Genomic DNA, 13,392 nt, shown 5'->3' on the forward strand with positions numbered 1-13,392 from the left:
GTCGTTGACTCCATCGCACAACCGCTTGCAGTGCCGGTTCGTTCGTCGCGGCGCCGCGGGGATCGCGGCCGAAACATGAGCCAGCTTCAGGGAACCTGACCCTCGCGACGAAACGAGACCCTTACCAAAGCAGCCGAAGCCCGATTTCACTGCGATGGCCAGCCATTCATCAAAGTTCAATCCGAATTACATTGAAGCCCGGCACGGAATGCTCGATCATGGTCGGAATTTCCCCTCCCACCGCCTAGGAGACTAACATGGCTAAGTCACGCTTGCCCGCGTTCCTGCAGGACTATCCGGGTCTTGGCAGTCTCGGTAACGTGGAAGTGCCGCGACTAAAGCTGCTTCAGGCTTCATCGCCAGAACTTGCCCAAGCGGAGAACGCAAAAGAAGGTGAGTTCTGGCACAGCCTGCTGGGTCGCAGCATCGGATCGTCCGTTCGCATCTGCCCGGTTTTTATCAACTGGTGCTTCATCTTGTGGCGTCCGCGGGAGGCCGGCGGCGGAATTCTTGCTCGGGCTGACGATGGCAAGCATTGGATTCCCGCCGATGCCGAATTTACGGTCAAGCTCAAAAGCGGCGACGAAGTCACTTGGAAGACTGGCCGCACGGTGACGGCATCGGGTCTCAATAAACGGGGCAGCTATAATCCGAACGATCCCAATTCTCCCCCTGCCGCCACGCGTTTATATTCGGTCGTATGTTCATTTCCGGATCAGCAAAACTGGCCGCCTGCGGTGGTGACTTTACAGCGGGCGTCGGCCAAGGCGGCAACCAAGCTGATCGATCAATTGAAAGTCCTTCGCGCGCCGTCTTTCGGAGTCATTTTGGAGATGGCTTCGATCAAGGATGAGTCTCCGTCAGGCGAATTTTATAACTACGCGTTCGAACTGTATGGGCCGGTGGAAGATAAGCCGTTCTACGAGGAGAACTCGCGGCAGTACCGTTTTTTCATCGAGCACGGCCTCAAGGTGAAAGACCTGGAAGGCGCGCAAGATGATTAGAGCGCTTTCGAGCGAAGAGACACCGGTTCGCGTGAAGAAGGCGCGTCAAATCAGAATCTGAGAGCCCCGCTTCTGATTCAATCAGACGCGGAAAGGCTCTAGCAGGCTGTTGAAGAAGTGTCCCGTCTGGCTTTCGGGATGGCTTAATCGCCGTTGTGATGAGATTTGGATTGAGCTGTCGAGCAGTTTGGCGTGGCCGTGGGACGGGGGGTCATGCTGGCACCGCCATGAGCTTCGGCAGTCGCACCAGATTGTAAGCGGCGGCTGCGAAGGTGAAGGCCCATTCGACGCGGTCGCGGCCGCGGAAGCGGGTCTTGTCCTGGCGGGCGACCGTCTTGATCCAGCCGAAGGCTTCCTCAATGCGCTTGCGGATACGCTGGCTGACGGCATAGCCGCTGTGCCGCGTCGTGCGTCCGTCGATCGCCGAGCTTCGGCCTCTCGTGTTCTGCGCCACGTGCGGCGTCACCTTCATCGCGCGCAACTCATTGACGAAGTCCTCCGTGTCATAGGCCTTATCAGCGCCAAGTGTGATGGCCAGGGGCCGGTCGGCGCGAGGTTCGATCATGTGCAACGCCGCCACCCGCTCGGCATGTCCGTCGGCCAGCGTCAGGCAGGCGTCGACCAACAGGCCGTGGCGGTTCTCCATCAGCCCATGACCCATGAAGCATAGCTTCGCCTCCTTGCCCTTGCCCTTCTTGTAGAGCCTTGCGTCCGGATCGGTGGTCGAGGCATGCGTGTCGTTAGTCCGCTTCTGGCCGTGGAAGTCGGCTTCGGCATTGCGCCCGACGCCGCCGGCCGGCGGCTCGCCAGAGCCGTCCTTCGGTTTGACGCTCTTCATCGAAGCCCAGGCCTCGATCAGCGTGCCGTCGACCGAGAAGTGATCTGTCGACAGCAGCTTCTTCACCTTGGGCTGGGCCAGCACCGCACTCAGGAATTTGGCCGCGATGTCGCCCTCAAGCAGCCGCTCGCGATTCTTCGAGAACACCGAATGGTCCCAGGCTGGATCGTCGACGCCGATGCCCACGAACCAGCGGAACAGAAGGTCGTATTCCAGCCGCTCCATAAGCAACCGCTCCGAGCGGATCGAGTAGAACGCCTGCAAGAGCATCGCCCTGAGCAACTTCTCGGGTGGGATCGACGGCCGCCCGAGTGGCGAGTACAGCGCCGCGAACTCCCGCTCCAAAGCGACAAGCCCTTCGTTCACCGTGACCCGGATGGCGCGAAGCGGGTGGTCGCGTCGAACCCGCGCCTCCAGATCAACGTAGCTGAACAGCTCGCCAGTCAGATTGTCACCACCGCGCACTCATCATCTCCAAATCGCTTCGGAGCAATAAATCATGCTCACAGCTCGGCCGCGACTGGCTTTTTCAACAGCCTGCTAGGTCATCGACTCATTAAATCGCAACCAGATGCGGATTGAGGCGAGCTTGATGGCAGCGAGGAAGTTGTCGTCACGTTTGTCGTAGCGGGTGGCGACGGCTCGATAATGCTTGATTTTGTTGAAGAACCGTTCGACCAGGTTGCGCTTGCGATAGAGCTGCCTGTTGAAGCGCAGGGCGACGACGCGATTTGGCATCGGCTTCACATTGGCCGTCGCGCCGCGCGCGGCCAGGGTCTGGCGCAGGGCGTTGGAATCATAGGCTCGATCGGCCAGCAGCACGTCGCCGCGCTCGACGGTGTCGATCATGTCCTGCGCACTGCGCCCGTCATGGGCCTGGCCTTCGGTGATCTTGAGGCAGATCGGCAGGCCGCAGGCATCCACCAGCGCGTGGATCTTGGTTGTCAGCCCGCCGCGCGAGCGACCCATGCAACGGGATCTGGTCTGTTTTTTTGACCGTTGGCCGCATGCTGATGCACGCGGATCGACGAGGAGTCGATCATCTGGATGTCGCCATCATAAGCCTTTGAAACCGCCGACAGAATACGATCCCAAACGCCTGCCTTGCGCCACCGGTTGAAGCGGTTCACGCAGGTCGTATGCGGGCCGTAGCGCGCCGGAATATCCGCCCACGGCGCACCGGTACGCAGCCGCCAGAAGATCCCGTTCAGCACCCGCCGGTCATCCACCCGTGCAACGCCGCGCGATTTGTTCGGCAAAAGCGGCTGAATCACAGACCACTCGAAATCCGTCAGATCAAAACGAGCCATTCAATCCTCCTCCCTCCGGAGATTGAATCACGCCTCCCGTCCAAACGGAATCCCATTTATGGGTTCGTGACCTAGCTTGACGAGACCGGACGAGCTTTGATGCGCTCGTGAGGGGATCGTTCTTTATCGCGGCCACCATCGGCGCCCGACCCCTCATTGGGGCCTGGTATGGCCAACGACGATCATGATAATTCGTTAGTATTTTCAATAACTTGCTCATCAGCCGCATCCGTCAGTCATTCCCTCCCCCCGATTTCAATTGACCTCGTGGCCCTACTCGGTACTCTCGAAAAATTGGAGTACGCGCCGTCTGATTTTGTCACGGATCGTGCCAGTTCTCCCTGTCCGAAGACCCATTGATATGCTCGGTAAGCTGACGATTGACGCCCTGCCCTTTTATAGCGGCATCGCCATGGCAGGAGCGCTGACCGTCGCGTGCGGCGCAGCGGGCGTGATCGCCCTCATCACCTGGCTCGGTCAATGGCGCTCTCTGTGGTCCGAATGGCTGACCAGCCTCGACCACAAGAAGATCGGCATCATGTACGTGATTCTGGCGCTGATCATGTTGGTGCGCGGCGTCGTTGATGCCCTGATGATACGCACCCAGCAGGCCTTTGCATTCGAACCGCACGGCTATTTGCCGCCGGACCATTTCGATCAGATCTTCACGTCCCATGCCACGATCATGATGTTCTTCGTGGCGATGCCGTTTGTGCTCGGCCTGTTCAGCATGGTCATCCCGCAGCAGATCGGTGCGCGCCAGGTCGCGTTTCCGTTCATGAACTCGGCGGGCCTGTGGCTGACAGTATCAGGCGCCGCATTGGTGATGATTTCGCTCGTCGTCGGCAGGTTCTCTGCCGCCTATTGGACCGCCTACCCGCCCCAATCGGGAATGCAGTTCAGTCCGGACGTCGGCGTCGATTACTGGATCTGGGCAGTCCTGCTCAGCAGCGTCGGCTCGATACTCGCAGGAATCAGTTGTTTCGTCACGATCGTCAAACGGCGCGCGCCAGGGATGCGATTGATGATGATGCCGCTGTTCACCTGGACGGCGCTATGCGCCAGCATATTGATAATATTTGCCTATCCCTCCTTGATCGTTGCCGCTGCGCTGCTTGGTCTCGACCGACATCTTGGCACGCAATTTTTTGCCGGCAGCGACGGAGTCATGAACTACATCAGCCTGTTCTGGATCTGGGGGCACCCGCACGTTTACATTCTGATTTTACCGGCTTGCGGCATCTATTCGGAAGTCGTGGCAACGTTCTCCCGAAGACGATTGTTCGGCTACGCGTCGCTCGTCTATTCCATGATCGCCATTACCGCGCTGTCGTTAGTCGTCTGGTTGCACCATTTCTATACGATCGGTTCCGGCGCCGACGTGAACGCCTTCTTCGGCCGCGCAGCTCCGCTCATTGCCGTGCCGACCATGGTGACAATCGTCTGCTGGTCGCTCACGATTTATCGTGGTCAGGTGCAGTTCTCGGTGCCGATGCTGTTTACGCTCGGCTTTATCGTCACATTCCTCGTCGGCGGCATCACCGGCTTTTTGTTCGCGGTAATACCGCCGAGCATACACGACACCACTTTTCGGGCGGCACATTTCCACAACCTGCTGATCCCCGGCGCGCTGTTCGGCTATTTCGCCGGCTATCAGTATTGGTTCCCAAAGGCGTTCGGCTTTCGCCTCGAGGAAAAGTGGGGCAGACGGGCCTTCTGGTGCTGGATCGTCGGCTTTTGCCTGGCCTTCATGCCGCTGTACATCCTCGGCTTCATGGGCATGCCGCAGCGCCTCAATCGCAGCAATGTCGCCGACTGGCAGCCGTATCTTATCATCGCCCAGGCCGGCGTCCTCTTCATCGTATGCGGGGTCGCCTTCCTGGCCGTCCAGATCGCCGTCAGCATTCGCGACCGCAAAGCGCTTGCAGCCTCAAGCAACGATCCATGGAACGGCCGGACGCTCGAATGGGCGACTGCCTCGCCGCCGGCCGTCTACAACTTCGCCGCCGTGCCCCGGGTGCAGAGCGTGGATCCGTGGTGGGCCTTGAAGCAGGCAGGAACGGCGGACCATCGGCCCACACGTTTTCATGACATCCTCATGCCCGGCAAGAGCGGTGCGGCAATCATGCTTGGCGCGATGTCGTTCGTATTCGCCTTTGCCATGATCTGGCAAATCTGGTGGCTGGCCGCCGCTGGCGGGCTAGGCATGTTTGCGGCAGTGGTCTCGCAGACATTCCATGATCATGCTGGCCACCGTATCCCCGCAAGCGAAGTTGAGGCGATCGAAAGCCGGCGCGTCCTCGCGCCCGTGCTCGGACGTGAGGCGCCGACGTGACAGATGCCGTCATCACCGCCGATCCGGGCGATGAAGCTGATGCCGACGCAGTCCAACGCGCCATCGAGGAAAAGATCTACGGCTTTTGGCTCTGCCTGATAAGTGACGCGATCATCTTCGCGCTGCTGTTCGCAATCTTTGTTGTCATGGCGCAGAACACCGCCGACGCATCTGCCGGACGCACGTTATTCCAGCTCCCCCGCATCTTCGCAGCAACCGTGCTGTTGCTGGCGAGCAGTGCCACCTTCGGCCTCGCCAGCGTTGCGATAGCAGCCAGGCAACGCGGGCGCGTGATCGTCTGGCTGGGGATGACCATCATGTTCGGTCTCGGCTTCGTCGCCACGGAGATCACGGAGTTCCACGGCATGGCCGTCGCCGATGCCGCCCCGTGGCGAAACGGCTTTCTTTCTGCTTTTTTCGCTCTGGTCGGCACCCACGGGGCTCATGTCAGCTTCGGCCTGGTTTGGATTGTTTTGCTGGGATGCGAGATCGCATTGCGCGGGCCGACCCCCATCGCCGCCTCGCGCCTTTATCGCCTGGGCTTGTTCTGGCATTTCCTCATTATTGTCTGGATCAACATTTTCTCATTCGTTTACCTGCCGAGGCTTCTGTAACATGGCGGCGGCGCCGCAATCGCCTGAAAGATCGAACGTCTGCACCACGGGGATATCATGCTGAAATCGTACCTCGTCGGCGTGCTTCTGGCGTCGGTGCTGACCGCGATTCCATTCGGCTTCGTCGCCACCCGCACACTACCTCCGGGACAAACCTTGATCGTCATCGGCGTCGCTGCGGTTGCCCAGGTCGTTGTCCACTTGCGGTACTTCCTGCGTCTTGATCTGAAGTCACGGTCGCAAGACAAATTCATCGCGCTGTGCTTCGCCGCCACCGTGCTCTTCATCCTCGTCGGCGGCACGCTCTGGATCATGTTTGATCGCTTACCGTACCGCGTAGTCGGTGACGCCACCACGATATCTTAAAGACCGGCAAAACTGATGGCGATAGGAGCGCGGGTCCCTTGCCTTTGATTGCGATTCCTCTCGATCGTTGTGATCGCGAATGCGGGCACGGACCGCAGGCATGAATGGCCATTGTCCACGATGCAATCATTCCTGATGAACTGTCGGCGGGCGGCAAAACGCTGATGCCGCTGGACGACGACGGTAAGGCGATTTCAGATTTGATGGACTCAAAGCCGGGGCCTCAGCTTTGTGTTTTGAAGCGTTTTCTACCGCGAACCGGTGTCCACTTCGCTCGAAAACACGCTGCATGAGTGGCGAATCGGGAAAAATCGCGAGCTACATCGCGCGACGCTGGCTGCGCCACCAAAAGCCAAAGGTGAAAAGCACCGCTGCGGCAAGACCGAACCAGGTAATGGCGTATTGAAGGTGATCATCCTTCAAATGCACATCGAGCGGGCCAGGCTTCGGAACGCCGTCCGCAGGCACCGGCGTCTCAAGGTCGATGTAGAACGGTGCAACGTTTCCCCAGCCGAGAGCCTGCGCCATCGCGCCTATGTCGCGCGAAAACCACAGCCGCTTGCCGCGATTGGGAGACGGAGTCAGAATACCAGCTTCTTCCGGAAAGCGTAAATAGCCTGTCATTGCGACAAGCTGGCCCGTCACCAACGGTTTCACAGCACGATTCTGCTGGTTGCGATCCTGCTTGGTGTTTCGCACAAAGCCCGCATTAACAACGAGCACACGACCATCGGGCAGACGCGCGGGCAGAAATGCCCACGTACCGAGTCCAACATCCGGACGCACTGCCGAACCGGAGCTGTAAACCATCGCGTCGGATTCCGCCTCGTAGGTCGCCGAAAAACTCACCCGGCGAAACTCATCCCCGGTCGACGATAATGTCGGCCACTCTGCCGGCGGGGGCAAGGCGACGGGCGCGGCTGTCAATCGCTCGGTGAGCGCAGCAATCAGCACGTGCTTCTCGGCGCCACGCCGCAACTGCCAGACGCCAAGGCCGATGAGCACGGCGACCATGGCCAGCGCAACAAGGCCAAGGCCGAGTCCTCCGCTGCTGCGGTGACGGCGGGGAGCGCTCATGGATGATTACGAGAGACTAATCGCCCCTCAGCAGCCTTGTGATGGAACTGGAGGCTGATCAGAAGCGATTTCATGGCGCGCAAGGGCCAAAGGGTGACCGCGAGGACGAGTGGGATCCAGAGAGCTGCGTGGAGCCAGAGGGGTGGCTGATATTTGACTTCGACGATGAGGGCGGCGGCGACGACGATGAATCCTGCGATGAGGATGATGAACACAGCGGGTCCATCGCCGGCATCGATGAAGGCGTAGTCCAGTTCGCATCGATCGCAGGAGGGCCTCAGGGTCAGGAATCCGGAGAAGAGTTTTCCCTTGCCGCAGCGCGGGCATTTGGAAGCGATTCCGCGCAGGATTGTCTGGGAGAGTGTTGGCCGGGCATGGAAGCTGGACATTGGTATTCTCCGAAAGAGACGTTGTCCGAAAGAGACGTTGTCCGAAAGAGAAAGGGCGGCCCGGCGGCCGCCCTTGTTGGTGATGGTGTTGATCGTGCGGGTCCCGGTCAGTGCGCGGCGTGCGCCATGGCCGCGGCGCCGTTGCCCCAGACATAGATGCAGACGAACAGGAACAGCCACACCACGTCGACGAAATGCCAGTACCAGGCGGCGAACTCGAAGCCGAGGTGCTGGGAGGGCGTGAAGTGTCCGGCATTGGCGCGGAACAGGCAGACGATCAGGAAGATGGTGCCGACCAGCACGTGGAAGCCGTGGAATCCGGTCGCCATGAAGAAGGTGGCGCCGTAGACGTTGCCGGCGAAGCTGAAGGCGGCGTGATGATACTCATAGGCCTGCACGCAGGTGAAGATGGCGCCGAGCGCGATGGTCAGGATCAACCCCCACTTCAGCCCCTTGCGGTCGCCATTGAGCAGGGCATGGTGGGCCCAGGTCACGGTGGTGCCCGAGGTCAGCAGGATCAGGGTGTTGAGCAGCGGCAGGTGCCAGGGATCGAAGGTCTGGATGCCCTTGGGCGGCCAGACGCCGCCGAACAGCGCCTCGCGCGTCACATGCACGGGATCGCCCGGGAACAGCGCGGAGTTGAAGAAGGCCCAGAACCAGGCGACGAAGAACATCACCTCGGAGGTGATGAACAGGATCATGCCGTAGCGGTGGCTGATCTGCACCACGCGGGTGTGATCGCCCTTATGCTCGGCTTCGCGGATCACATCCGCCCACCAGCTCGCCATGGTGTAGAGCACGCCGACCACGCCGATGCCGAAAATGATCGGCGCGGCCGCGGTCATATGATGCATCCACAGGATCGCGCCGACGGCCATGATGAAAGCCGCGGTCGCGCCTACGATCGGCCACGGACTCGGGTCGACCAGGTGGTAATCGTGCTTGACTTGCGCCGTAGCCATTGCGGTCTCTCTCCCTTAGCGGTGCCGGCGGTATTGGGCACCTATTGATCTCAAAACAAGACGCGCGGTAACGAAACGCGTCGGCCCTCGAAGGTCAGATGCTTCCCCCTGACCTGTCCGGCTCGTTTGCCGCCACCGGCTTGGGCGTGGCATTCTTCACCGGAAAGAAGGTGTAGGACAGGGTGATGGTGTTGACGCCGTCGTTCTCGCTGTCGGCGGCGAAGGCCTGATCGACATAGAAGACGACGTCCATCTCCCGCTTCTCACCGGGCGCCAGGGTTTGCTCGGTGAAACAGAAGCAGTTGATCTTGGTGAAATAGGATCCGACCGTCAGCGGCGTGACGTTATAGGCCGCCTGTCCCATCGTGGTCGCCGCCGACTCGTTGGTGATGGCGTAATGCACGGTGGTGACCTCGCCGATCCGGACCTTTATCTCGGTCTGTTCCGGCTCGAACTTCCAGGGCAGCCCGCCGGAGACGTTGGAGTCGAAGCGCACCGCCACCGTTCGCGCCAGCGGCGCGGCCCGCGGCGCCGTCGCCGCCACCTGCGTCGTTCCGTTGAAGCCGGTGACGCGGCAGAACCAGTTGTAAAACGGCACCGCCGCATAGGCGGCGCCGACCATCAGCGCGACCAGCAGGCCGCAGGCGGCGCCGATCTTCACGTCGCGGCCGACGCGCGGCGCAGCCTTCGGCGGCGCCGGGGCTGCGGTGGCGGGTTGCTGCGGATGGTGCGGCGCGTCCGTCATCTCAAATCACATCGGACGGACGAGAACGCCCGGCCCCTTGATGAAGGTGACCGCGAAAAACAGCAGGACCAGGACCCCAAGCGCCCAGGCGATCGCGATCGACCGCTCGCGCCGCCGCTTCTTCTGGGCCTCGGTGAGAACGATTCCGTCTCCGTCCGGCTTGTTTTCGCTGTCCATCGGACCATACGCCCTCTACCAGATCAACGGCGCGAGGGCCTTCGCAACCACATCGAGCAGCAGAACGGCAAACAGCGCGAACAGATAGAGGATCGAAAAGGCGAACAGCCGCCGCGTGGCGCGCAGCGCCTGGCTTCCGGTGCGATGGCGATAGACCTGGATCGCGAGCACCAGCATGCCGGCGCCCAGGATCAGCGAGGTGACGCCATAAACCCAATCGAAGTAGCCCAACGGCCAGGGCGCGGCGGCGATCGCCACCAGCACGATGGTGTAGAGCAGGATCTGCAGCCGCGTCGCGTCCGGACCGGCGACCACCGGCAGCATCGGCACCCCGGCGCGCGCGTAATCGTCGGAACGGAACAGCGCAAGCGCCCAAAAATGCGGCGGCGTCCAGAAGAAGATGATCAAGAACAGAAGCAGCGGCTCCATCGACAGCGATCCCGTCGCCGCCGCCCACGCCACCACCGGCGGCAGCGCGCCGGCGGCGCCGCCGATCACGATGTTCTGCGCGGTCCGCCGCTTCAGTCCCATCGTATAGATCACAACGTAAAAGAAGATCGTGAAGGCGAGCAGCCCTCCCGCATACCAGTTGACCAGGGCGCCGAGCGTCATCACCGAGAAGAACGACAGCGTGAGGCCGAACCCCATCGCCTCGCCGCGGGTGATGCGGCCGCGCGGGATCGGCCGGTTGGCCGTCCGCGACATCAGCACGTCGATATCGCCTTCCAGCGCCATGTTCAGCGCGCCGGAAGCGCCGGCTCCGACCGCGATGCAGAGGATCGAGATGAATCCCAGCACCGGGTGAACATGGCCCGGCGCGATCATCAGCCCGACCAGCGCGGTGAAGATCACGAGCGACATCACCCGTGGCTTCAGCAGCGCGAAGTAATCGGCGACACTCGCCTCCGAGATCCGGGGCGGCAGTTCAACGGCTTTTTGATCGACAACCGACACGACACAACCCGCTTGTTGGGTGCGCGGCGCGTCACGCGCGCCGCGCACATTCACATTGACTTACTGCACCTTCGGAAGGGTGGCGAACTGGTGGAACGGCGGCGGTGACGACAGCGTCCATTCCAGCGTGGTCGCGCCTTCACCCCACGGATTGTCGGCCGCCTGCTGCTTGCGCGCGAAGGCGTCGATCAGGCCGTAGATGAAGACCACCGCGCCGAAACCCGCGATAAAGGCGCCGTAGGACGAGATCTCGTTCCAGCCCGCAAACGCATCCGGATAGTCGACCGAGCGCCGCATCATGCCCTGCAGTCCCAGGAAGTGCTGCGGGAAGAACAGGACGTTGGCGCCGATGAACATCAGCCAGAAGTGCAGCTTGGCGATGGTCTCGTTGTACATGTAGCCGGACATCTTCGGGAACCAGTAGTACCAGCCCGCGAAGATCGAGAACACCGCGGCAATGCCCATCACGTAGTGGAAGTGCGCGATGACGTAGTAGGTCTCCTGCATCACACGATCGACGCCCGCATTGGCCAGCACCACGCCGGTCACGCCGCCGACCGTGAACAGGAAGATGAAGCCGATCGCAAACAGCATCGGCGCCCTGAACTCGATCGAGCCGCCCCACATCGTGGCGATCCACGAGAACACCTTCACGCCGGTCGGCACCGCGATCACCATCGTGGCGGCGACGAAATAGGCCTGCGCCGTCGACACCATGCCGACCGTGTACATGTGATGCGCCCACACCACAAAGCCGATGCCGCCGATCGCCACCATCGCATAGGCCATGCCGAGATAGCCAAAGATCGGCTTCTTCGAAAACGTCGAGATCACATGGCTGATCATGCCAAAGCCCGGCAGAATCAGGATGTACACCTCGGGATGACCGAAGAACCAGAACAGATGCTGGAACAGCACCGGATCGCCGCCGCCGTCGGCGGCGAAGAACGTGGTGCCGAAGTTACGGTCGGTCAGGAGCATCGTGATCGCGCCCGCCAGAACCGGCAGCGACAGCAGCAGCAGGAACACCGTGACCAGGATCGACCACACGAACAGCGGCATCTTGTGCATCGTCATGCCGGGGGCGCGCATGTTGAAGATCGTGGTGATGAAGTTGATCGCGCCCAAAATCGAGGACGCGCCGGCCAGATGCACCGAGAGGATCACGAAATCCACCGACGGTCCGGGATGGCCGCTCGTCGACAGCGGCGCGTACAGCGTCCAGCCCGTGCCCGCACCGCTCGCGCCCGGCTCGCCCTCCACAAACGTGGAGGTCAGCAGCAGCGCAAACGCCGCCGGCAACAGCCAGAACGAGATGTTGTTCATGCGCGGAAACGCCATGTCCGGCGCGCCGATCATCAGCGGCACGAACCAGTTGCCAAAGCCGCCGATCATCGCAGGCATCACCATGAAGAAGATCATGATCAGGCCGTGCGAGGTCACAAAGACGTTGTAGGTATGCGCAGGATCAAAAACCTGCACCCCGGGATACATCAGCTCCGCCCGGATCCCCATCGACATCAGGCCGCCGATGATCCCCGCAACGATGGCGAACACCAGGTACATGGTCCCGATGTCCTTGTGATTGGTCGAATACGCAAAGCGCCGCCACCCTGTCGGGTGGTGCGCATGGTCGTCATGGTCGTGGTCGTGAGCATGTGCTGCGGTTGTTGCCATTGTCTGATCCTGTCTTTCGTCCCTTGAAGTCCTTGAGCGAACGAACCTGGGCGGGCGGCTCCCGGGCGACGACCTTCGATGGTTGCCGCCCTCGCCGAAATCGCCCGACGCGACGCCTAGCGCATCACGTCGGCAGCCGACGCCACCGCGTTCGCCGGGTTCGAGGCAAACTTCTTCTTCGCGGCTTCAACCCACGCCGCAAAATCCTGATCGCTCACCACCCGAACCGCAATCGGCATGAAGGCGTGATCCCGGCCGCACAACTCAGAGCACTGACCGTAAAACATCCCCGTCTTCGTGGCCTTGAACCAGGTCTCGTTGAGACGGCCCGGAATCGCGTCCACCTTGATGCCAAACGCCGGAACTCCAAAGGAATGAATGACATCCGCCCCGGTCACCTGAACCCGGACCACCTTGTTCACAGGAACAACCAGCTCGTTGTCCACCGCAAGCATCCGCGGCTGCTTGTCATGCGACATCAGCGAGTCATACTCAAACTTGCCGTTGTCCGGATAAGCGTAGCTCCAGTACCACTGCTTGCCGACCGCCTTCACCGTCAGATCGGCCTTCGGAAGGTCAAGCTGCTGAAACAAAAGCCGGAACGAAGGCACCGCTATGCCAACCAGGATCAAAACCGGAATAATCGTCCACGCAACCTCGATCATCGTGTTGTGCGTCGTCTTCGACGGAACCGGATTGGACCGCGCGTTGAACCGCAACATCGCCACAATCAAAAGCGCCGTCACAAACAGCGTGATCAGCGTGATCACAACCAGAAGTCCGCTATGCATGCTCGCAATGCTCTCCATCACAGGCGTCACGCCCGCCTGAAGACCAAGCGCCCACGCATGCGGCTGACCCAGCTCCTCCGCAGAAACCGTACCTCCAGCGGCAAGCGCCGCCACTCCAAACGCCAATCCCAGAAACCGGCGGCCAAACCGGCG

Annotated in this window: 15 protein-coding genes; 5 read left to right on the forward strand and 10 right to left on the reverse strand. The window is 61.1% G+C overall.

Annotated elements, in window-relative coordinates:
• Positions 1 to 257: 257 nt before the first annotated feature.
• Positions 258 to 1,004 (forward strand): hypothetical protein, encoded by a 747-nt coding sequence (locus tag NB311A_RS18630; protein ID WP_009800189.1) that lies wholly within the window; start codon positions 258 to 260, stop codon positions 1,002 to 1,004.
• 211 nt (positions 1,005 to 1,215) lie between these two features.
• Here NB311A_RS18630 and NB311A_RS18635 read toward each other — a convergent pair whose 3' ends face one another.
• The gene (locus tag NB311A_RS18635; RefSeq protein ID WP_009797950.1) at positions 1,216 to 2,307 is read right to left on the reverse strand and encodes an IS5-like element ISNisp7 family transposase; all 1,092 of its coding nucleotides are present in this window, start codon (positions 2,305 to 2,307) and stop codon (positions 1,216 to 1,218) included.
• A gap of 75 nt (positions 2,308 to 2,382) precedes the next feature.
• Positions 2,383 to 3,152, reverse strand: a protein-coding gene (locus tag NB311A_RS20910) for an IS5 family transposase (RefSeq protein WP_116394719.1) whose coding sequence is annotated in 2 segments (ribosomal slippage) — positions 2,383 to 2,838 and positions 2,841 to 3,152 — 768 coding nt in all. Because the reading frame shifts where the segments join, the coding sequence is not laid out codon by codon here.
• A gap of 361 nt (positions 3,153 to 3,513) precedes the next feature.
• Here NB311A_RS20910 and NB311A_RS18650 point away from each other — a divergent pair.
• The 4 genes from NB311A_RS18650 to NB311A_RS18665 all read left to right on the forward strand — a co-directional run bounded on the left by NB311A_RS18650 (position 3,514) and on the right by NB311A_RS18665 (position 6,760).
• Positions 3,514 to 5,487: a cbb3-type cytochrome c oxidase subunit I gene (locus tag NB311A_RS18650; RefSeq protein WP_009800190.1), complete on the forward strand. Its 1,974-nt coding sequence runs from the start codon at positions 3,514 to 3,516 to the stop codon at positions 5,485 to 5,487.
• On the forward strand, positions 5,484 to 6,101 hold the full coding sequence (locus NB311A_RS18655) for a cytochrome c oxidase subunit 3 (protein WP_009800191.1): 618 nt from the start codon (positions 5,484 to 5,486) through the stop codon (positions 6,099 to 6,101). Before NB311A_RS18650 ends, NB311A_RS18655 begins: the two co-directional genes overlap by 4 nt.
• A 57-nt stretch (positions 6,102 to 6,158) precedes the next feature.
• A complete protein-coding gene (gene cyoD, locus NB311A_RS18660; protein WP_009800192.1) occupies positions 6,159 to 6,467 on the forward strand; it encodes a cytochrome o ubiquinol oxidase subunit IV in 309 nt (102 codons plus the stop codon).
• A gap of 104 nt (positions 6,468 to 6,571) precedes the next feature.
• Complete coding sequence (locus NB311A_RS18665; RefSeq protein ID WP_009800193.1) at positions 6,572 to 6,760, forward strand: hypothetical protein; 189 nt, start codon at positions 6,572 to 6,574, stop codon at positions 6,758 to 6,760.
• Positions 6,761 to 6,785: 25 nt separating this feature from the next.
• Here NB311A_RS18665 and NB311A_RS18670 read toward each other — a convergent pair whose 3' ends face one another.
• The 8 genes from NB311A_RS18670 to coxB form a co-directional block, all read right to left on the reverse strand.
• Complete coding sequence (locus tag NB311A_RS18670) at positions 6,786 to 7,544, reverse strand: SURF1 family protein (protein WP_009800194.1); 759 nt, start codon at positions 7,542 to 7,544, stop codon at positions 6,786 to 6,788.
• Entirely contained in the window at positions 7,541 to 7,933 is a 393-nt protein-coding gene (locus NB311A_RS18675) for a DUF983 domain-containing protein (protein ID WP_009800195.1), read from the reverse strand. Before NB311A_RS18675 ends, NB311A_RS18670 begins: the two co-directional genes overlap by 4 nt.
• A gap of 107 nt (positions 7,934 to 8,040) precedes the next feature.
• Positions 8,041 to 8,895 (reverse strand): cytochrome c oxidase subunit 3, encoded by an 855-nt coding sequence (locus tag NB311A_RS18680; protein ID WP_009796679.1) that lies wholly within the window; start codon positions 8,893 to 8,895, stop codon positions 8,041 to 8,043.
• A 94-nt stretch (positions 8,896 to 8,989) separates the two neighbouring features.
• A complete protein-coding gene (locus tag NB311A_RS18685; protein WP_009796678.1) occupies positions 8,990 to 9,640 on the reverse strand; it encodes a cytochrome c oxidase assembly protein in 651 nt (216 codons plus the stop codon).
• Between the two features lie 6 nt (positions 9,641 to 9,646).
• Positions 9,647 to 9,817 carry a hypothetical protein gene (locus NB311A_RS18690; RefSeq protein WP_009796677.1) on the reverse strand — a complete coding sequence of 57 codons (171 nt, stop codon included), beginning with the start codon at positions 9,815 to 9,817 and terminating at the stop codon, positions 9,647 to 9,649.
• A gap of 15 nt (positions 9,818 to 9,832) precedes the next feature.
• A complete protein-coding gene (locus tag NB311A_RS18695) occupies positions 9,833 to 10,771 on the reverse strand; it encodes a heme o synthase (protein WP_040673752.1) in 939 nt (312 codons plus the stop codon).
• A 60-nt stretch (positions 10,772 to 10,831) separates the two neighbouring features.
• Positions 10,832 to 12,448: a cytochrome c oxidase subunit I gene (gene ctaD, locus NB311A_RS18700; RefSeq protein WP_009796675.1), complete on the reverse strand. Its 1,617-nt coding sequence runs from the start codon at positions 12,446 to 12,448 to the stop codon at positions 10,832 to 10,834.
• Between the two features lie 116 nt (positions 12,449 to 12,564).
• Positions 12,565 to 13,392 (reverse strand): cytochrome c oxidase subunit II (coxB, locus tag NB311A_RS18705; RefSeq protein WP_009797325.1); only part of this gene is annotated, 828 nt, incomplete at its 5' end.

Origin of the sequence: Nitrobacter sp. Nb-311A (assembly GCF_000152905.1) — a bacterium.
Taxonomy (GTDB): Bacteria; Pseudomonadota; Alphaproteobacteria; order Rhizobiales; family Xanthobacteraceae; genus Nitrobacter.

Excerpts from the sequence above, each read along its gene's own strand:
- NB311A_RS18670 (WP_009800194.1), bottom strand. The coding sequence starts at position 7,544 with ATGAGCGCTCCCCGCCGTCACCGCAGCAGCGGAGGACTCGGCCTTGGC.
- cyoD (WP_009800192.1), top strand. The coding sequence starts at position 6,159 with ATGCTGAAATCGTACCTCGTCGGCGTGCTTCTGGCGTCGGTGCTGACC.
- NB311A_RS18665 (WP_009800193.1), top strand. The coding sequence starts at position 6,572 with ATGGCCATTGTCCACGATGCAATCATTCCTGATGAACTGTCGGCGGGC.
- NB311A_RS18650 (WP_009800190.1), top strand. The coding sequence starts at position 3,514 with ATGCTCGGTAAGCTGACGATTGACGCCCTGCCCTTTTATAGCGGCATC.
- NB311A_RS18675 (WP_009800195.1), bottom strand. The coding sequence starts at position 7,933 with ATGTCCAGCTTCCATGCCCGGCCAACACTCTCCCAGACAATCCTGCGC.
- NB311A_RS18630 (WP_009800189.1), top strand. The coding sequence starts at position 258 with ATGGCTAAGTCACGCTTGCCCGCGTTCCTGCAGGACTATCCGGGTCTT.
- NB311A_RS18685 (WP_009796678.1), bottom strand. The coding sequence starts at position 9,640 with ATGACGGACGCGCCGCACCATCCGCAGCAACCCGCCACCGCAGCCCCG.
- NB311A_RS18690 (WP_009796677.1), bottom strand. The coding sequence starts at position 9,817 with ATGGACAGCGAAAACAAGCCGGACGGAGACGGAATCGTTCTCACCGAG.
- ctaD (WP_009796675.1), bottom strand. The coding sequence starts at position 12,448 with ATGGCAACAACCGCAGCACATGCTCACGACCACGACCATGACGACCAT.
- NB311A_RS18680 (WP_009796679.1), bottom strand. The coding sequence starts at position 8,895 with ATGGCTACGGCGCAAGTCAAGCACGATTACCACCTGGTCGACCCGAGT.